The 18,646-nt window shown below is 59.5% G+C and carries 16 protein-coding genes and 1 pseudogene; 10 read left to right on the top strand and 7 right to left on the bottom strand.

Features of this window, described 5'->3' with window-relative positions; genetic code table 11:
- Positions 1-16: 16 nt before the first annotated feature.
- The 5 genes from AS156_RS28450 to AS156_RS28430 all read left to right on the top strand — a co-directional run bounded on the left by AS156_RS28450 (position 17) and on the right by AS156_RS28430 (position 3,879).
- On the top strand, positions 17-319 hold the full coding sequence (locus AS156_RS28450) for a DUF1244 domain-containing protein (RefSeq protein ID WP_066511698.1): 303 nt from the start codon (positions 17-19) through the stop codon (positions 317-319).
- Between the two features lie 168 nt (positions 320-487).
- Positions 488-760, top strand: coding sequence for a DUF2312 domain-containing protein (locus AS156_RS28445; RefSeq protein ID WP_066511661.1), 273 nt, complete (start codon positions 488-490; stop codon positions 758-760).
- A gap of 539 nt (positions 761-1,299) precedes the next feature.
- Positions 1,300-1,485: a DUF6538 domain-containing protein gene (locus tag AS156_RS28440; protein WP_066511659.1), complete on the top strand. Its 186-nt coding sequence runs from the start codon at positions 1,300-1,302 to the stop codon at positions 1,483-1,485.
- A gap of 214 nt (positions 1,486-1,699) precedes the next feature.
- Positions 1,700-2,860: a tyrosine-type recombinase/integrase gene (locus AS156_RS28435; protein WP_160331156.1), complete on the top strand. Its 1,161-nt coding sequence runs from the start codon at positions 1,700-1,702 to the stop codon at positions 2,858-2,860.
- A gap of 374 nt (positions 2,861-3,234) precedes the next feature.
- Positions 3,235-3,879, top strand: a complete 645-nt coding sequence (locus AS156_RS28430; RefSeq protein WP_066511650.1) for a hypothetical protein — start codon at positions 3,235-3,237, stop codon at positions 3,877-3,879.
- A gap of 89 nt (positions 3,880-3,968) precedes the next feature.
- On the opposite strand, the gene AS156_RS28425 is transcribed toward AS156_RS28430, so the two are convergent.
- Complete coding sequence (locus AS156_RS28425) at positions 3,969-4,253, bottom strand: hypothetical protein (RefSeq protein ID WP_066511647.1); 285 nt, start codon at positions 4,251-4,253, stop codon at positions 3,969-3,971.
- Between AS156_RS28425 and AS156_RS28420 the strand changes: the two genes are divergently transcribed.
- The 4 genes from AS156_RS28420 to AS156_RS28405 all read left to right on the top strand — a co-directional run bounded on the left by AS156_RS28420 (position 4,242) and on the right by AS156_RS28405 (position 9,059).
- Positions 4,242-4,931 (top strand): hypothetical protein, encoded by a 690-nt coding sequence (locus AS156_RS28420; RefSeq protein ID WP_136626476.1) that lies wholly within the window; start codon positions 4,242-4,244, stop codon positions 4,929-4,931. The two genes, AS156_RS28425 and AS156_RS28420, sit on opposite strands and share 12 nt — an antisense overlap.
- Positions 4,932-5,028: 97 nt before the next feature.
- Positions 5,029-5,514, top strand: coding sequence for a CBS domain-containing protein (locus tag AS156_RS28415; RefSeq protein WP_066511644.1), 486 nt, complete (start codon positions 5,029-5,031; stop codon positions 5,512-5,514).
- 38 nt (positions 5,515-5,552) lie between these two features.
- Positions 5,553-6,938: a GntP family permease gene (locus tag AS156_RS28410; RefSeq protein WP_066511642.1), complete on the top strand. Its 1,386-nt coding sequence runs from the start codon at positions 5,553-5,555 to the stop codon at positions 6,936-6,938.
- A 108-nt stretch (positions 6,939-7,046) separates the two neighbouring features.
- Positions 7,047-9,059 carry an acyl CoA:acetate/3-ketoacid CoA transferase gene (locus AS156_RS28405; protein WP_066511640.1) on the top strand — a complete coding sequence of 671 codons (2,013 nt, stop codon included), beginning with the start codon at positions 7,047-7,049 and terminating at the stop codon, positions 9,057-9,059.
- A gap of 14 nt (positions 9,060-9,073) precedes the next feature.
- On the opposite strand, the gene fabI is transcribed toward AS156_RS28405, so the two are convergent.
- The 5 genes from fabI to pflB form a co-directional block, all read right to left on the bottom strand.
- On the bottom strand, positions 9,074-9,880 hold the full coding sequence (gene fabI, locus AS156_RS28400; RefSeq protein ID WP_136626480.1) for an enoyl-ACP reductase FabI: 807 nt from the start codon (positions 9,878-9,880) through the stop codon (positions 9,074-9,076).
- Between the two features lie 271 nt (positions 9,881-10,151).
- Positions 10,152-11,021 (bottom strand): formate/nitrite transporter family protein, encoded by an 870-nt coding sequence (locus AS156_RS28395; protein WP_066511639.1) that lies wholly within the window; start codon positions 11,019-11,021, stop codon positions 10,152-10,154.
- Between the two features lie 36 nt (positions 11,022-11,057).
- The gene (locus AS156_RS28390; protein ID WP_066511637.1) at positions 11,058-12,662 is read right to left on the bottom strand and encodes an aspartate:alanine exchanger family transporter; all 1,605 of its coding nucleotides are present in this window, start codon (positions 12,660-12,662) and stop codon (positions 11,058-11,060) included.
- Between the two features lie 30 nt (positions 12,663-12,692).
- Positions 12,693-13,520 (bottom strand): pyruvate formate-lyase-activating protein, encoded by an 828-nt coding sequence (gene pflA, locus AS156_RS28385; RefSeq protein WP_066511636.1) that lies wholly within the window; start codon positions 13,518-13,520, stop codon positions 12,693-12,695.
- 12 nt (positions 13,521-13,532) lie between these two features.
- On the bottom strand, positions 13,533-15,803 hold the full coding sequence (gene pflB, locus AS156_RS28380) for a formate C-acetyltransferase (protein ID WP_066511634.1): 2,271 nt from the start codon (positions 15,801-15,803) through the stop codon (positions 13,533-13,535).
- 175 nt (positions 15,804-15,978) lie between these two features.
- On the opposite strand from pflB, the gene AS156_RS28375 reads away from it, so the two are divergent.
- Positions 15,979-16,950, top strand: a complete 972-nt coding sequence (locus tag AS156_RS28375; protein WP_066511632.1) for a phosphate acetyltransferase — start codon at positions 15,979-15,981, stop codon at positions 16,948-16,950.
- Between the two features lie 494 nt (positions 16,951-17,444).
- Here the strand turns inward: AS156_RS28375 and AS156_RS28370 are convergent.
- Positions 17,445-18,629 (bottom strand): annotated as a pseudogene (locus AS156_RS28370) (IS701 family transposase); the annotation flags it as partial.
- Positions 18,630-18,646: the final 17 nt, after the last annotated feature.

Genomic DNA, 18,646 nt, shown 5'->3' with positions numbered 1-18,646 from the left:
TCACGGGATGACGGCGATGAACATTGACGACAAAACCAGAACAGAGCTCGAGGCCGCCGTCTTCCGGCGCCTTGTTGACCATCTGCGCGAACGAACCGATGTTCAGAACATCGACCTGATGAACCTGGCCGGCTTCTGCCGCAACTGCCTGTCCAACTGGATGAAGGAAGAGGCCGACGCCAAGGGGATTGCCGTCAGCAAGGACGAGAGCCGCGAGGCCGTCTACGGCATGCCCTACGAGGAGTGGAAGGCCAAATATCAGGGCAGCGCCACGCCCGAGCAGCTTGCGGCGATGAAGAAGACCCATCCCGGACATTAAATCTGTATGACCCTTTCCATCAGCCGCCCGCATCTCCTGTGGGCGCGCTGTGGATGAGCGCGATGTTTCCTTGACGGAAGGCGCCCCAAAATCGAGGGTCGGGCGCAAACAAGCGGTGCGCGCGACGCGTATTCGCGTGACATTTCAATACCAGTTCAGGAGTGCGCGATGGCCACGTCTGCCGCCGTCAAGGAAGAGCCCGCAACGCGATTTGCCAAGGATCAGCTCAAGTCGATCATCGAGCGCATCGAGCGGCTGGAAGAAGAGAAGAAGACCATCTCGGACGACATCCGCGACGTCTATGCCGAGAGCAAGGGCAACGGCTTCGACGTCAAGGCGCTGCGCGCCATCATCCGCCTGCGTAAGCAGGATCCGAATGAGCGCCAGGAGCAGGAAACCATCCTGGAGACCTATATGCAGGCGCTAGGGATGCGCGTCTAACTTCAAAAGTGTTGCGTTGTGCTGCACGGCGCGCGCCAAAGCGCCTGGCCGTTCGCTCGACTAGAAGTTAGGCCGCTCGCGAAGCGCGCTTTCCCACATAGCGCTGTAGCGAGCGAGCGGCCGTGCGCGACGATCGCCGCAAAGCCACAAGGCCGTCTCTTGCAGCTAAGGCAACCTGAAGAGCCGCCGCAAAGCGCGTCCTCTCGACGATCAACCGTGATGCCAAGAGTGGCGAGCCATGAGAAAGGAGAGTTCCTTCGACGACCTGAGAAGCAGGCCTTGGCCAAAGTAACACGGGCCTGGTTCCGGACATTTTGTTGCCAGATTGTTCTCAAAGCAAACCTGTTCGAGTGATTTCAATGTTCTTTGTTTGTCCCTAGCGAGCGTGCGAGCTCTCTTGCGAATCGGGTTGGGGTGGCAACGGGAAGCGAGTCCCTCCCTCTCCGCCAAGGCCCCCGTTAAGTGCCTGAAATAACGAATCCTTCGGGAAAATAAGGGCTTTCGTTACCAGCCATTGGTACAAAAGGTTGGTACAACGCATGGTCCTGAAAATGGCGCGCCCCTGGCCGCATCCCGTCACCGGAATCTATTGGTTTCGCATGGCCGTTCCGGCCAAGTTGCGGAAGCTCGTGAACAAGCGCGAGGAGAAGTGCTCGCTGCGCACCCGGGATCCGGACGAGGCAAGGATTCGTCATGCACTCAAGACCGCCGAGGTACCGGCCTGAGCGCTGGAACGCGATCCCTCAATCAGAAGGAGGCGGTCGCACTGGCGGGNCGGGCGAGTTCTACCGCCGCATGGTCGCACGTCACGAAGACAATCCGGGGCCACCGGGAAGCTGGATGCGGGAGTGGAAGCACGGGAATCTCACGACGAGGCGCCTTCCAATCGGCTGGGCTACGCAAAGAGCGATTGTTCGTGCGTTCCTAACGCGCGAAGGATTGCTTCTCGATGAGGATAGCTTTACCCGGGTGGCTATTGCGGTCTCAAAGGCCAGAAGGCTGGCCGAAGATCATCTGCTGCGCAACGCCAATGGGGACTATTCGCCCGATCCGGATGCTGCGCGATTTCCTGAATGGCAGGGCGGTGCCCAACCTCAGGTCACCTCGATTGTCGCAGCCTTCAAGGCCTACGCCAAGGAAGCTGAACTTGGCGCGCGGACCGTGAAGAAATGGGGGCCGATCATCGATCGCCTCGTCGTCCATGTCGGTCGCGATGATCTGTCGGCTGTGACGCGGACCAAAATGATCGACTGGAAGAGCGACCTGCTGGCGCAAGGATTGAGTTCGCGCAGCGTCCGGGACGGCTATATCGCCGCCGCCAAGGCGACGCTCGAATACGCGCTCGGACAGGATTGGATCAAGACCAACCCGGCGGCCAGCATCAAGATCAGAGTCAAGAAGAAGTCGCGCACGCGCGAGAAGGGATTTACCCTGGCCGAAGCCATCACCATTCTGAAGGCGACGCTTGCCAAGCCGTCGGCCCAGACGAGCCGCGAGACCGCCGCTGCGCGCCGATGGATTCCGTGGATCTGCGCTTACACCGGCGCGCGCGTCAACGAGATCACTTCGCTCGTGCCTGACGATATTCGCACGTTGGCCGGCGTGCCGGTATTTCGCATCCAGGCGGAGAACACCAAGACAGACGAATATCGAATCGTGCCGATCAACGATCACCTGATCGAGCAAGGGCTTTTGGATTACGTGAAATCGCGCGGCAGCCAGCCGTTGTTTTACGACCCCGCTCGTAGCCGGGGCGGCACAGACGCCAATCCGCATTGGCAGAAGGTCGGTGAGCGGTTGGCGGAATGGATTCGCAAGCTGGGCATTCCGAAGGGCGTCCAGCCCAATCATGGATGGCGACATCGTTTCTCCAGCGCGGCCATGGACGCCGGAATGGACGAGCGCATCCAGAATATTATTCAGGGACATGCGCCGGCCAACGAAGCGCGCGCCTATGGTGATCTCTGGCCGCAAACGGCACAGCGTGAGCTCCAGAAATTGCCGCGCTACGAGGTCGGTGCCCCGCTCGTGAGGCGGATGCCCCGGCTCGGCCGCCAACTAAGCAAGAAGACCCGCACGGGGAATTCGCGAACTCGTTGAGATCGACTCCCGGAGCGGCCTGCCGACAGGCGTCGGCGCTAACATCGGGTGAGGGTAACAAGAGTTGTGACCTCACTGTTTCGCGAAGGTTCCGACAAGCTTGCGGCGCAAGGGTTGGCGGCGCTCGGGATGGTCCGAAGCGGAGCTCCACCTACGGCACATTCAAAAGTTGCCGTCCCTAGGCTAGGATGGCGCGGAGATTCTGTGCATGGAAGATAACGCCGCATCAAAGATCAAAGTACGCGGACAGATTGCGCGCGCGGTCGTTTGGTTTGCTCGTCTCCCCGCTGCCGTCAAAGGCACCATTACTACGGTCGAATTCGGCCTAGCTAGCCATTGGCTGTGTCTGGGCCGCTTGGACTGCAGGGGGCGACATGGCCTTGATTGTCCCCGCGCTGTCGTCGGGTCTATGTATTGGCGCCGTCGGTATAGCGACGATCCCAGAACTGAGCTGGCGATCCAAGGCGCTCTGCGTCGGTGTCGCTGCGCTCTCCTTTTCAGGAATTGGGGGCTTTTTGTATTGGCACTTCCAACCGAAGGCTTCCGACGGTGCTAGTGTGCTGACCCCCATCGGACCGTCAGAGGCTTCGAAAGATGGGAGCCACTCACAACTGGTATCGACCGTTGGCAAATCCTTTTTCAAATGCACAAGACCGAAGACCCCCGATACGCGAGACCTAAAAAGAGCGCGCGCAGAAGCCAAGCAAAACATGCGCGCAATCGGCGAGAAACTCGGTCTGTCCGTCGATCTAAGAGACATTGCGAATGGCGTTTCCCTTGAAGTTGTGCCTCTGAACGACGAAGGGAAGCTGCGCATGAGCGCGGCTGAAAAATACGTAATTGAAGTGAGGTCCACCGGACCTGATCTACTGGTCTACGCACGTATGCAACTAATAAGCGTAATGGGGGTGATCGCGGACCTTATACCCGTCGATCCGAATTCCGAGCCGGTTCTTGCAGAAGCTAAGATGATTGAGCAGTTAGTGGGAGCGGCTCCGGGCGCGTGCCGCCTGATGTAGTTTGGGCTTCATCTAACGCTCGTCTATTCAAGCTACGACGCGCGCTAAGCAGTAAAGGGTACCCCGCGCGCTATCACGAGAAGCGACGGCTAAGCCGCCGACACCGATCTCATCAAGTCTTCCGGTACGATGACCTTCGTTTCAGCAGGAAGCAGGAACAGCTGATGAATCCGCTCGCCGTTCCAAAGGAAGCAGTAGTGCTCGGTCTGCGACGCCGGCTGAACGAACGCTGTGGGCCTTAGTACGACGGCTAGAGGGTCGTCCTGGAGGCAGGCCGAGAAGGCATCCTGACCGATCCGCAGGTCATCAGCTTTGTCGGGGCTGCCTATGCCCACGACGAGAAGCTGGGCGAATTCGCCGACGTGCTGGCCCAATCCGGCGCGCGGCCCTCCCAGGCCGCTCGCCTCGATGTGCGGGACCTGATCGCGCACAAGACCGAGCCCCGGCTGATGATGCCGAAGTCGGCCAAGGGCGGCGGCCTCAATCGGACCAGCAAAAAGGTCGAGCGCCATTCGGTCCACATCACCCCGGCCTTGGCGGAAAGGTTGGTGAAGGCGGCGAAGGGTCGGCCCGCGAGCGCGCCGCTCCTGGTCCGGAGCAACGGCAAGACCTGGGGCGTCGATGGCAAGGGCGTTTCCGACGACTATCGCGAGGACATTGCGGAGGTCGTCAAGGCCATCGGCCTCGATCCCGATGAGGTCGGCATGTACGCGCTTCGCCATAGCAGCATCGTCCGCAACCTCTTGCTCAACGTCCTCATCGGGGTCGTCGCGGCAAGCCACAACACGAGCGTCGCGGAAATCGAGCGGACCTATTCGAAGTTCATCACCGAGCATTCCGGCAACCTCTCGCGCCGCGCTCTGCTCGATCACCAGGCCGCACCAGCTGCCGATAACGTGGTCCCCCCACGGCTGCCTGATCAGCGCCCCGCTCAGGCGGGGCTTTTTTTGTTTTCGCGATCCCACAGGCTGCGTCTACGTCCAGTCGAAGCGCATGGGGCAGAAGCGTGCGGGACCTTTGCTGCAGCGCACGATGACCGGACCGAGCCTTGACATAGATCAACAGCGTCGGCCTCCGGTTTTACAACCTCCATTCGGATCGTCAGCAGCCTTTCAATCTACTTTTGGCGACTCGCGAAGGTTCCGCGTCATGGACAATCCACTCAGACGCCCGGAAGAAATTCTCGCCTATCGACCGCTGAGGCAGATCCTCGCCGCCAAGCCGAAGGACCTGTGGACTGTTGGCCCGAGCGATAATGCGCTCTCGGCCATGCGTCTCATGGCAGACAAGAACATCGGCCTGCTCGTGGTTCTGGAGAACAATGCGATCGTCGGGGTCCTCTCCGAGCGCGATTGCGTGCGGCGCCTCGTGCTGGCCGGAAAGTCGCCGGAAGGAACACAGGTTGCGGACATCATGGTCCGCGATGTCGTCAAAGCCGATATCGGCAGCACGTTTGGCGATTGCCTGAAGCTAATGCATGCACATGGCATTCGACATCTGCCAGTGATGCAGAACAACGTCACCATTGGCGTTATTTCAATTCGCGACCTTCTGAGCGAGGCCGTGGCCCACCATGCCAAGGTCATCGGCGAACTGGAAAGAGAACGGTTGACGATGCTCACATCGACGGCCTGAGCAGTTCTGGCTCGTCGGGCAACTAGGGGGAGCTTGCCGTGAACCTGTTGATCGTGTTGGCCGCTCTGGTCTTCCTCATGTTCGTAGCCTATCGCGGCTACAGCGTGATCCTGTTCGCCCCCGTCGCCGCCCTGGGCGCCGTCTTGCTGACCGACCCCTCGTTGGTCCCGCCCATGTTTTCCACCGTCTTCATGGAAAAGATGGTCGGGTTCATCAAAAATTACTTTCCCGTGTTCATGCTGGGCGCTGTCTTCGGCAAGGTCATCGAGTTGTCGGGCTTTTCCAAGTCGATCGTGTCTGCCGTGATCAAAGTGCTCGGCCGGGAGCGGGCCGTACTGTCCATTGTCGTCGTGTGCGCAATCCTAACTTATGGCGGCGTGTCGCTGTTCGTCGTGGTCTTCGCAGTCTATCCATTTGCCGCCGAGATGTTCCGCCAGGGCGACATTCCAAAGCGGCTCATTCCCTGCACGATCGCGCTCGGTGCTTTCAGCTTCACGATGGATGCCCTGCCGGGAACGCCGCAGATACAAAACATCATTCCGTCGACTTTCTTCAACACCACGACCTGGGCGGCACCAATATTGGGGCTCGTCGGCAGCATCTTTGTTTTTGCCGTTGGCCTTGGCTACATCGAGAACCGCCGGCTTGCGGCCCAAAAGCGTGGCGAGGGTTACGGCACGGAGCTTGTGAACGAGCCGGAGCCGTTCGAAGAGAAGGAATTGCCGAACCCGTGGATCGCGATCTCGCCTCTGGTCGTGGTCGGTATCATGAACTTCGTATTGACCCAGCTGGTGCCCCGCGCTTACGGCGCAAAGCATGAGGTCACGCTCGGCGGTCATCCGATCGTTACGCAGGTCGGTCCATTGGCGGCCATATGGGCCGTCGAGGGCGCGTTGCTTCTGGGTATTCTGACCGTCTTCGTCTTTGCCTGGCGTCCCGTCCTTGCGAAGTTCGCAGACGGCAGCAAGGCGGCCGTTGCTGGAGCACTGCTTGCGTCGCTCAATACCGCGTCTGAGTATGGGTTCGGCGGAGTGATTGCTCTGCTGCCAGGCTTTGCGTCGGTCTCCGCCGCACTCAGGGCGATCCCCAATCCGCTTGTCAATGAGGCCGTCACCGTGACGGTGCTTGCCGGTATTACCGGGTCGGCTTCCGGCGGCATGAGCATTGCCCTTGCCGCGATGTCCGACGAGTTCATTGCCGCGGCCAAGGCGGCAAATATACCGCTGGAAGTGTTTCATCGCATCGCGGCCATGGCGAGCGGTGGCATGGATACCCTGCCCCACAACGGCGCCGTCATCACGCTACTTGCCGTTACGGGCCTTACTCACAGGCAGGCCTATAAGGACGTGTTCGTGATCACGCTGACAAAAACTGCGGCTGTGTTTGTTGCAATCGCGTTCTTCTATTTGACCGGACTCTATTGAGAAAGCGGCCGAGAGGCCGAAAGCTGGCGATAGCTCGGGCGACAGGTTTGCTGCCGCCCGTACTGATAGAGGTTCACAATCAACAGATCGGAAGCTTGCGGAGGACCCATGTCGGTTGAGCCAAATCGAATAACGCTTGCGCCCGTGAAGGCGCTCGACCGAGGAAAACTCGTCAGCGCAGAGGAAGCAGCAAGCCTCATACGAGACAGTGATACGGTCGCCACTGGCGGCTTTGTGGGCATCGGCTTCCCTGAGGAAATCGCCATCGAGATCGAGAAACTCTATCTTGCGAAAGGAGAGCATCCGGTTCCAACCGGCGGCAAGCCGGGCAATCTGACACTCGTCTACGCCGGCGGACAGGGTGACGGCAATGAACGCGGGCTCAATCATTTCGGCCATGACGGCCTCGTGCGGCGGGTCATTGGCGGACATTGGGGGCTGGTGCCAAAGCTTCAGCAGCTGGCAATTGCCAACAAGATTGAGGCCTACAACCTTCCTCAGGGCGTGATTTCGCACCTGTTTCGCGACATTGCTGCGAAGCGTCCGGGGCATCTCACCCGGGTGGGGCTCGGAACGTTTGTCGATCCCCGCCACGGCGGCGGCAAGATCAACGAACGAACCAAGGAAGATCTTGTCCGTCTCATCAGCATCGATGGAGAAGATCTCCTATTTTACCGCGCCTTTCCCATAGATGTCGGGATCATCCGCGGCACGACCGCCGATCCTGACGGCAACATCACGATGGAGAAGGAGGCCCTGACGCTGGAGGCGCTCGCCATTGCCATGGCAGCACGCAATTCGGACGGCCTGGTCATTGCTCAGGTCGAGCGCATAGCCGAACGTGGCTCACTCAATCCGAGGCAAGTCAAGATTCCGGGGATAATGGTCGACTGCGTGGTCGTCGCCAAGCCGGAAAATCACTGGCAGACCTTTTCCGTGCAGTATGACCCGGCGTTCAGCAGCGAAATTCGGACTCGAATCGATTCGATCCCGCCCATGGAAATGAGCGAACGAAAAATCATTGCCCGTCGTGCGGCGCTCGAGCTCAACGTCAACAGCGTTGTCAATCTTGGCATTGGCATGCCGGAGGGAATCGCAAACGTTACCAACGAAGAGAAGATCGCGGATCTGCTGACGTTGACGGCCGAACCCGGTGTCATCGGCGGCGTACCTGCAGGCGGCCTCAATTTCGGAGCGGCAATCAACGCACAGACGGTTATCGACCAACCCTATCAATTCGATTTCTACGACGGTGGCGGCCTCGATGCAGCCTTTCTGGGGTTAGCTCAGGCCGATTTGCAGGGCAACTTGAACGTCAGCAAATTCGGACCACGGCTGGCTGGCGCTGGTGGATTTATCAACATCAGCCAGAACGCCAAGAAGCTGGTGTTTGTTGGCACATTCACGGCGGGCGGGCTCGCTGTCGCGATCGAGAATGGAAGCCTGCGTATCCTCCAGGAGGGCACCTCGGCGAAGTTCGTCCGCGAGGTCGAACACCGTACGTTCTCTGGTGCGTATTCGGTTCAGCGCGGACAGCCGGTTCTCTATGTCACTGAACGCTGCGTATTCAAATTGACGCCTGACGGCCTCGAACTCATCGAAATTGCCCCGGGGATCGATATCGAACGTGACATCCTGGCGCGGATGCAGTTTCGGCCAGTCATCCGCAATCCATCCACCATGGATAAGCGCATCTTCTTGCCCGGCCCCATGGGACTGCGCGACCAACTACTGCGCATGCCGATCGAGCAGCGCCTCTCGTACCACCCGAACGAGAACCTGTTTTTTGTGAACCTCGAAGGTCACAGCATTCGCAGTCATGAGGACGTGGAACAGGTTCGACGCGCCGTAGAAAGCAAACTGGCGCCACTGACCCATAAGGTCTACGCGATCGTCAACTACGATAACTTTGAAATCTTCCCCGATATCATTGACGAATATTCGTCCATGGTCCGCGGCCTCGTCGACCGCTTCTATTCCGGCGTCACTCGCTATACGACCAGCAGCTTTCTCCGCGCCAAGCTAGGCGACGCACTCAAACAGCGTGCGATGGCGCCGCACATCTTCGAGACTGCGGGGGAGGCATCCACGCATCTCGCATCTGAGCGGAAGTCTGCCTGACATTGTCAACCAGTTTAGTCGACCACGTGATACCCACCGTCAATGTAGATCGTGTCGCCGGTGATGAGCCGCGCCACGTCGTGCGCGAGGAAGGCTGTCGCCGCACCAACGTCTTCGATGCTCACCAGACTTCTTGCCGGAGCCTTGGCTTTCGCCTTTTCGAGCAGCTTGTCGAACTCGGGAATGCCTGACGCAGCCCGGGTCGCCAGCGGCCCCGGAGAGATAGCGTGCACGCGAATACCCTTCGGTCCCAGCTCTGCGGACACGTACCTGACTGCGCTTTCAAGGGCGGCCTTGGCAACGCCCATGATGTTGTAGTTCTTCACAACGGTTCGACTGCCGTAATATGTCATCGTAAAGAGGGTCCCGCCTTTCTTCATCAACGGCTCGGCCAGATGAGCCATCCGAAGGAACGTCCAGCATGAGACCTGCATGGTTGTCAGAAATCCATCCAGCGGCACGTCGACCACTCGTCCATGCAGCGCCTGTTGTGGCGCGAAGGCAATGGAATGCACGACAAAATCGAGCTTGCCCCACTCCTTGGTGATCCGCTCGAACACGGCTTCCATCTGCCCCGGCACGCGGACATCAAGCGGCATCACGATAGACGACTCGAGCGCGCGCGCCAGCGGATCAACGTGCTTCTTGGCCTTGTCATTCAGGTAGGTAACTGCGAGATCAGCACCGAAGGCGCGGAAGGCGGCAGCGCAGCCCCAGGCTATCGACTGGTCGTTGGCAATGCCAACGACCAGTCCCTTTTTGCCCTCGAGAAGCTTGGCTTTGACCGTCGGGATCAACCGTGCCTTGCCGTTCTTCGGCATATCGAGTGGTTCGCCGCGCGCGAATCTTTCGGCCGCTTGCTTCAACGTGGCGAACGCCTGGCGGCGATCCTTAGCGTCAGCGGTTCTTGCAATCTCCTGTCCGTTCACCTTCAATTGCCCCTCGCCCCATGGAGCAACGTTGATTTCAAACTGGTCGTTGCCCAAGGTTGTGAAGAACTGCTGAACTGTAGACCCTTTTCCTACGGGCATATCCTTGTTCGGCTCCCAACTGGCGGTCTGCAGCGGCATGGCAGTCATCCCCTGTGTGGTGTTACTTCTCGTTGAGATATGAGGACCCGAATGTTGCCCGATAGATCATCCAGTAGAAGGCACCGACAAAACCGGCACCGCCGACGATGTTGCCGAGCGTGACTGGTACGAGATTGTGGATGATGCCGGACACGGTGATCAGTGACGCGTCGAAATTTTCTGGGGCGTGGCCGGTCTGTACCAGCAGCCACGCCAGCGGCAGAAAATACATGTTGGCGACACAGTGCTCGAATCCGGCCGCGATGAAGGCCGAGACCGGCAAGATGACTGCCACCATCTTGTCAGTGACCGACCGGCCGGCATAGGCAAGCCAGACGCCCGCGCACACGAGCACGTTGCACAGAATGCCCTTGAAGAACAGCGTCACCATGTCGGGGCGAATCTTGCTGGTCGCCGTATTCAACACGGACAATCCGATGCGGCCGTCATTCAGGTCGAGATGATGCGAGAAGAAGACCAGCACGATGAGCCCGAGCGCCCCGACCAAATTTCCGAACCAGACGATGGTCCAGTTGCGCAGCATTGTCCTTGTCGACACCTTACCGCTTGCCCAGGCCATCACGATTAGATTGTTGCCTGTAAACAGCTCGGCGCCACCGACAAGGACGAGTGCGAGTCCTAGCGTGAATACAAGTCCGCCAACGACACGGACGGTGGCAAAACTGAATGTCGGGTCGCTGGCGACGATGGTGTAATAGAGCGCGCCGAAGCCGACGCCGGCGCCCGCTACGATCGCCAGCATGAATGAGGTCAGAAAAGGAAAATTGGCCTTCTTGACCCCGACCTTTTCGACCGCCTCCTTGATCTCGGCAGGGCTGTAGGCTTGCAGATTAAAGATAGGCGGTTGAGGCGCGGGTGCCGGTTCAGCCATCGCTGTTTGTCCTCGCTCGCGGGCAGTTCGACGCCACTATCCTCCGCCTGTCCCGCCGGTGGCCAGAAGTCCGACGATCTGCGCAGCGATCACCTTCACCAGCGTCATTGACGGGAAGATCATGGCGTAGCCGATATCCGGACGCTCGGTCGGCGCCATCTTGGTCGAATAGACCAGGATGGCGGGATTTCCGGTTGCTCCGGACGTCACGCCAACAAGGTCATCATAGGGAATCTTCATCACGTAGTGCCCGACCACCAGGACGATGAACACGGTCGTCAACAGCACGGCGACGCCGATGAACAGCATCGTGAAACCCGATTCGGCCACCGTGCGGACGAAGGGTTGTCCGGCATTGACGCCGACGGTGGCAAGAAACATGGCAAGGCCAAAGTTTCGCAGGACGATGTTCGCCGGTAGCGGCATGGTCCAAAGCAATGGGCCGGTCCGGCGGAGCTTGCCGAGGATGAGTGCGACAATCAGCGGCCCTCCCCCGATGCCGAGGGTGACGGTACCGACTCCCGGAATTGGAATCGGAATAAGTCCGAGCAAGACACCCATCACCATGCCGAGCCCGAGCGAGACATAGCTGAACTCGGCGGCCGCCTTCACGGTATCGCCGAAATGGTGCCGGATCTCTTCCTTTCGATCAGGCGGCGTCAACACACCGACCCGGTCGCCGAACTCCAGCATCAGGTCGGGTGACGGCACCAGGTCGGCATCGTAGCGGCGGACGTGCAAGAGATGCGTTGGATAACCCGATGGCATGGGAAGACTGGCAAGCGGCACGCCTACCACGCTGGCCTTGCCGACAAAAACGCGGATGTAGTCGAGATCGGCACGATCGCTCGCGAGCCGGCCCGGCTCCAATGCGCCGAGCTTCGCGGCCGCCTTGGCGATCACCTCTTCGCTTTCTGCCACGACCAGCACCGCATCACCCGCAGCCAAAACCGTGTCCGACGTGGGGACGAAGTTGCGCCCGTCCTTCCGGACCATGGTGACCTGGACTCCGCCAAGGATACTTGCTGTCAGTTCGTCCAGCTTCTTGCCTGCAAAGCTCGAACCGATCGAAATCTCGGCCATGTGGAAGCGCTGCGTCTTGGCGGGAAATTTCGGCTTCACGATCTGTGTCATGAAATAGATGCACAGGATCGGACCGAGAACCCCGAACGGGTATGCAATGGAATAGCCGATCGACGGGTCCTTGTTTTTCATGACGTCGAGCGCCGCCTGGAGCGACGCCGTGCTGGTCATCGATCCCGCGTAGAGACCAAGCGTGTGGCCGAGCTTGATGCCAAAGATGTGTCCCAGTCCGAGCGCAACCAGCAGGCCGGCAAGACACGCGACCAGCGCTAGCAGATTGTATTTCTGGCCGCTGCCAAAGATGCCTTCGAAGAATTGGCGGCCATAGAGGATGCCAATGCCGTACAGGAACATGATCAGGCCGGTCAGGCCAATCGGCCCGATGATCTGGGCCTTCGGCGCGAAAGCGCCGATCGCAAGCCCGACGAAAAGGACGGCGCCGACGCCTAGCGAAAACCCGGCGACGCTGATCTGGCCAACCAGGTAGCCCACTCCGATCGCTAGAAACGCCGTCAGGATCGGCTGGCTTCCGATGATGTCGCGTGCAAGGTCCAACATATGTCACCCCCGGATCAGTATTTGGTTGAATCAGCGTGCCCGGCACCCCGCAGCACGGAATTGTTCAATCACCCGGTTCACCAGATCGCGGCTGGGCGGCTGGATGTTTTCGAGCTTGTATTCGAGCCCCATCGCTTTCCACTTGAACGAACCCATCTGGTGGAACGGCTGCACTTCCACCCACTGGACGTTCTTCATAGGCGCGACAAATCGTGCGATGCCATCGACATTGGCCGGATCGTCGGTTTCGCCGGGTACGAGCGTGAAGCGGACCCAGACCGGCTTGGACATCGCGGCCAGCCGCTCGGCAAACCGAAGCGTCGGCGCGACATCGCGGGCCGTTGTCCGCCGGTAGGTTTCGGGATCGGAGCTCTTGATATCGAGTAAAACCAGGTCAATTTCAGACAGATACCCGTCGTCGGCCCGATCTCCCAAAAACCCCGACGTTTGAATAGCGGTGTGCAGGCCCATCTTCTTCGCGCCAGCAAAGATGCGTTGGGTGAACGCGCGCTGCACCATCGGTTCGCCGCCGGAGATGGTCAGCCCGCCGCCAAGGGCCTGGATGGAAGGTGCGAAGTCGCCAAGGCGGCGAAGTACCTGGTCGACAGAAACATAGGTGCCGTCCTTGAGATGCCAGGTGTCCGGGTTGTGGCAATAGGTACAGCGCAGCAGGCAGCCTGAGACGAACAGCACGAGGCGTAGGCCGGGACCGTCGTAGCGCGACGACGTCTCGTAGGAATGGCAATAGCCGAACGAACCGACCTCGTCCTTGAGCTTGTCCTCATCGGGCGCGTCGGGCGAAATCCCGACCCGGAGTTCATGACGACTTCCGGGCTCCAGTGCCTGCACTGTTGACATGGCGCACCTCGGTCAGATCTGGCCGTGGAAGGTCCGGCTGATTACGTCTCGCTGCTGCTCTGGCGTCAGGCGGACGAAATTCACGGCATAGCCTGAGACACGGATAGTGAGTTGCGGATACTTGTCAGGGTTCTTCACCGCGTCTTCGAGGGTCTCCTTGTCGATGACGTTGAGGTTCATGTGGAAGCCGCCCCGATCGAAATAGACGTCGAAGGCTTTAACCGCCTCATCTACCAACTGGCTTTCCGACAGATGGGCCTTCTGCGGAGCGACAGAGACAGTATAGCTAATGCCGTCCAGTGAATCCTTGTACGGAAGCTTGGCTACGGACAGGCAGGAAGCGAGCCAGCCATGGCTGTCCCGCCCGTGCATCGGATTGGCGCCAGGTCCGAACGGCTCGCCCTTGCGTCGTCCGTCGGGGGTGTTGCCGGTAGCTTTGCCGTAGACGACGTTGGAGGTGATCGTCAGGACGCTCTGGGTATGCGTGGCGTTCCGGTAGGTCGGGTGCTTGCGGATTTTATCCATAAAGCTGGTGACGAGGCTGGAGGCGATCTGATCGACCCGGTCGTCATTGTTGCCGAACTGCGGCGTCGACTGATTGCCTTCGTTCTGAAAGTCAACAATTAGGCCTGAAGCGTCGCGTGTGACCCTGATCTTGCCGTATTTGATCGCGCTGAGACTGTCGGCGACCACGGACAGACCCGCGATCCCGAAGGCCATCGTGCGCAGGATATCGCGGTCGTGCAGCGCCATCTCCAGCCGCTCGTAGAAATACTTGTCGTGCATGTAGTGAATGCAATTCATCGCATGCACATAGGTCTTGGCGAGCCATTCCATCGTGGTGTCGAACTTGGCCATGACGTCGTCATGGTCGAGGAAATCGCCGACCACAGGCATCGTCTTTGGAGCGACCTGATCCCCGGAGACCTCGTCACGGCCGCCATTGATGGCGTAAAGCAGCGCCTTCGCGAAGTTGACCCGGGCGCCGAAGAACTGCATCTGCTTACCAAGCCGCATCGCCGAGACGCAGCAGGCGATGGCGTAGTCATCGCCCCAATATGGCCGCATCAGATCGTCGTTCTCGTATTGCAGGGAAGACGTGTCGCGACTGACCTTGACGCAATAACGTTTGAACGGCGCTGGCATATGCTTCGACCAAAGTACCGTGATGTTCGGCTCCGGCGCCGGCCCCAGATTGTAGAGGGTGTGCAGCATGCGGTAGCTGCTTTTGGTCACCAGCGCGCGTCCGTCGAGATCCATTCCGCCGACGCATTCCGTCGCCCAATAGGGATCGCCACTGAACAGCGCGTCATAGTCGGGCGTGCGAAGGAAGCGCACGATGCGCAGCTTCTGGACAAGCTGATCCCAAAGTTCTTGAGCCCGCGCTTCGTCCAGCGCTCCAGCCTTCAGATCGCGCTCGATATAGATGTCGAGGAAGCTTGAAATGCGTCCAATCGACATCGCCGCCCCGTTGGCTTCCTTGATGGCACCGAGGTAGGCGAAATAGGTCCATTGGAATGCTTCCTGCGCATTCGCAGCGGGCTTCGAGATATCGCGATCATAGCGCTTTGCCATTGAGGCAAGGTCTTCGAGCGCGCGAAGCTGTTCGGACAGTTCCTCGCGCATCCGAATGATCTCATCAGTCGGCCACATGTCGTCAATTTGCGAACGTTCCGCGCGCTTGGCTTCGATGAGACGATCGACCCCATAGAGCGCGACCCGCCGATAGTCGCCGATAATCCGACCGCGACCATAGGCGTCAGGGAGCCCGGTAATGATGCCGGACCTGCGGCAATTCATGATCTCCGGTGTATAGGCGTCAAACACCCCATCATTGTGCGATTTGCGGTACTTGGTGAAGGTCTCATGGACAGCGGGATCCGGTTCGAAACCGGCAGCCTTCAGGCCCGCCTCGACCATTCTCAGACCGCCGAATGGAAAGATTGCCCGCTTGAAAGGTTGGTCAGTTTGGAGTCCCACGACGATCTCATTGTCGCGGTCGATATAGCCAGCTTGATGAGCCAGTAGGGTGGAAGGCGTTTTGGTATCTACTGCTAGCACCCCTTTCTTCCGTTCGTCCGCAAAGTACGGTTGAAGCTTCGCCCACACCGCCTTTGTGCGCTGCGATGGGCCGGCCAGGAATTCCTCGTCGCCGCCATAAGGCGTGACATTCCGAACGATAAAATCGCGAACATTGATGGAGTTCTGCCAGTCGCCTGGGCGGAATCCTCCCCAGCAATCTCCGGTGTCGGCTTCCTTCCTGAGAGCACCGCTTGCTTTCATGACACGTCTCCCACCCGCGTATGTTTTGATTAACGCCGGTCCCTGTGGGCGGCTGTCACAGATGGTGGTTCAGTTGCCCTGCGGTCCTTTGATTTAAGTCAAGCCTCCCGGTTGGCGCCGCTTCAGCGTGCCAAGTCTGACCCGACAACTCAGCATGGGCCGCGAGGGACGACTTATGAGCACATCCGCCGCGGAAGCCGACAACACGAGTTCGCAAACCAAATACGACAAGCTGATTGCGGCCACCAAGGCGATCCCGCCGGTGCCGACTATCGTTGTTCATCCGTGCGACGAGACATCATTGCGCGGTGCGGTAGACAGCGCCGGAGCCGGCATAATACAGCCCATCCTGGTCGGCCCGAACGCCAAAATCGGGGACACAGCAGGCAAGTACGGCCTCGACATAAGCGGCTTCGAGATCGTTGACGCTGCCCACAGCGAGGAGGCCGCAGCCAAAGGCGTTGAGCTGATCCACGCGGCCAGGGGTGAGATGTTGATGAAGGGAAGCCTGCATACTGATGAACTGATGCGAACCGTGACCGCAAAGGCCGGTGGCCTGCGAACAGCGCGACGCATCAGCCACGTTTTCGTCATGGACGTTCCGGCCTATTCCGATACGATTTTTGTCACGGATGCGGCAATCAACATTTTCCCCGATCTGGACGGCAAGCGCGACATCATCCAGAACGCTATCGACCTGTTCGTCCAGGCAGGCTTCGGCAGCTCCCCCAGGGTCGCGATCCTGTCGGCAGTGGAGACCGTCACCTCCAAGATCCCGTCGACCATCGAGGCGGCGGCGCTGTGCAAGATGGCCGACCGCGGCCAGATCACTGGCGGCGTCCTCGACGGACCGCTCGCCTTCGATAACGCCATTGACCTGGAAGCAGCCAAGATCAAGGGCATAAAGTCGGATGTTGCAGGACGAGCCCAGATCCTGGTTGTTCCGAATCTCGAGGCCGGCAACATGCTGGCCAAGAACCTTTCCTATTTTGCGAAAGCCGATGGCGCTGGAGTCGTTCTCGGGGCAAGGGTACCAATCGTGCTGACCTCCCGCGCAGATTCTCCGCGAGCGCGGATGGCTTCCTGTGCCGTCGCGGCCCTTCATGCTGACGCGCGCCGCAGGAGCGCACCCTTAGCCGCTGCGTGACGCATGGATACGATCCTTGTCACCAACGCGTTAGCGATCTTCGCTGCACGTGTTTTGCAATCACTCCGGGCTACGTGATCGGATTCGACGCCGGGCGCGAATTGCCCATCGGATTCGAACGCCGACTCCTTGGTGGCGTATTTGCCCTTGATGTTGCCGTACTATAAGACCGGAATGCGGGAAACGTTGTCGCCGCTCATCGCTTCCTCATCCTGCGCTTCGGCCAGCGGCTCGGCGGCCTCGGCTCGCCGCGATTCTTGGCCAGCAGGCGCCCGGAATTCCTCCTAGCATTACAGTTGTCTTTTTGCTTTGAGGTGCGCCCGTTGAGCTGCCGCCTGGTGGGCTCTGCGCCAGAAGGACCAAGCGATGATGAGCGCGGGTTCGATCCGCGTGCGATGAAGTCTGATGGCAATGCGGCGGATTTCCTGGAGTGACCAGCGGATCAGTTTGGGGGCGGTTTTGTTTTGGCTTTTGCCGCGTGGCGCCGTTTCGTTTTTTTGGGCGGCGTCGGATTGGCGGCGATGCCGGATTGCGGCCATCATGGCGAATGCGAGCATCACCAAGGACACGTGACGGTGCCAGCCATGCCAGGATCTGCTCTCGTTGTGATCGAGCCCGAATTCGTTTTTCGCAGTTTCAAAGCTGTCTTCGATCGCCCATCGATGGCCTTCGACCGCGACCAGCGTTTCAATTGATGTTCCTGCCGGGCACCAGGTCGAGAAGAAGGCGAGGTCATCATCAGCGATACGACGCCGGATCAGCAGACCGCGTGTCCAAAGACCTTGATCGACGCTGTTGAATTCTTCGGCATCGAGATCGGCTAGTTCGAGATAACACCAATCGTGCAGCCGCGGTCCTTTGGTTCCGGCACCGGCCGACAGGCGCTTCCAGTCGGATGGGCGTCGCGTCCGGGCGAGTTCCGCAGCCGTCCCGGCGACCGGCGGTCGCTTGCCCCAGGATCGGAATACATGAGCGCTGTTGACCCCAAGCACGTAGCCCTTGCCGGCCCGACGCAATTGCTGTTCGAGGTCGCCAACACCGTAAACGGTATCGCCGGCAACCCAGTTGAATGGGACAGACGCCGCTATCGCCCGTGCGATCATTCTCGTCGCAAGCTTTGGCTTGGTCGCAAAACCGACGTCGGCAGGCACGTATGTGGCTTCCAGGCGATCTGGATCGTCGGTCCATTCCTTCGGAAGATATAATGCGCGATCGATGAACGCATGGCCATGACGCGAAACGTAGGTAGCGAACACGCCGATCTGGCAGTTCGTAATCTTGCCTGCCGAACCGGTGTATTGCCGCGCCACGCCGCACGACGCCTTCCCCTGTTTGAGAAAGCCGGTCTCGTCGATGACGAGGACCGCATCGTCGTCTGCCAAATGCTCCATCACATAGTCGCGGACAATATCGCGCAAGGCATCGGCATCCCAATCGCTGCGACCCAAGATCGCCTGTTGCCGCCAAGGACCAGGATCGCCAGCGGCCTCCGCGCGCATCCAACCGGTCTTGCGTTGCTCATCACCGAGCAGACCTTCCAGAAACAGGCCCGCGTTCCTCGCAACACGTTCTTGCCCGAACAGCGGACGTATCCGCTTCTTAACCTCCCGAAGCGACGCAGCCCACAACGCAAGCGTCTCTTCAACTGACGCTGCCTGCGCCCACAATCTTCGAATCATGGTTGCCCATGGATTCA

Source organism: Bradyrhizobium macuxiense, assembly GCF_001542415.1.
Taxonomy (GTDB): Bacteria; Pseudomonadota; Alphaproteobacteria; order Rhizobiales; family Xanthobacteraceae; genus Bradyrhizobium; species Bradyrhizobium macuxiense.
This window is presented reverse-complemented; position numbering and strand designations above follow the sequence as displayed.

What these genes read in the sequence shown, in the direction of transcription:
- pflB (WP_066511634.1), bottom strand. Translation starts at nt 15,803, where the DNA reads ATGAAAGCAAGCGGTGCTCTCAGGAAGGAAGCCGACACCGGAGATTGC.
- AS156_RS28405 (WP_066511640.1), top strand. Translation starts at nt 7,047, where the DNA reads ATGTCGGTTGAGCCAAATCGAATAACGCTTGCGCCCGTGAAGGCGCTC.
- AS156_RS28375 (WP_066511632.1), top strand. Translation starts at nt 15,979, where the DNA reads ATGAGCACATCCGCCGCGGAAGCCGACAACACGAGTTCGCAAACCAAA.
- AS156_RS28440 (WP_066511659.1), top strand. Translation starts at nt 1,300, where the DNA reads ATGGTCCTGAAAATGGCGCGCCCCTGGCCGCATCCCGTCACCGGAATC.
- AS156_RS28395 (WP_066511639.1), bottom strand. Translation starts at nt 11,021, where the DNA reads ATGGCTGAACCGGCACCCGCGCCTCAACCGCCTATCTTTAATCTGCAA.
- AS156_RS28390 (WP_066511637.1), bottom strand. Translation starts at nt 12,662, where the DNA reads ATGTTGGACCTTGCACGCGACATCATCGGAAGCCAGCCGATCCTGACG.
- AS156_RS28415 (WP_066511644.1), top strand. Translation starts at nt 5,029, where the DNA reads ATGGACAATCCACTCAGACGCCCGGAAGAAATTCTCGCCTATCGACCG.
- AS156_RS28430 (WP_066511650.1), top strand. Translation starts at nt 3,235, where the DNA reads ATGGCCTTGATTGTCCCCGCGCTGTCGTCGGGTCTATGTATTGGCGCC.
- AS156_RS28450 (WP_066511698.1), top strand. Translation starts at nt 17, where the DNA reads ATGAACATTGACGACAAAACCAGAACAGAGCTCGAGGCCGCCGTCTTC.
- pflA (WP_066511636.1), bottom strand. Translation starts at nt 13,520, where the DNA reads ATGTCAACAGTGCAGGCACTGGAGCCCGGAAGTCGTCATGAACTCCGG.
- AS156_RS28445 (WP_066511661.1), top strand. Translation starts at nt 488, where the DNA reads ATGGCCACGTCTGCCGCCGTCAAGGAAGAGCCCGCAACGCGATTTGCC.
- fabI (WP_136626480.1), bottom strand. Translation starts at nt 9,880, where the DNA reads ATGCCGAAGAACGGCAAGGCACGGTTGATCCCGACGGTCAAAGCCAAG.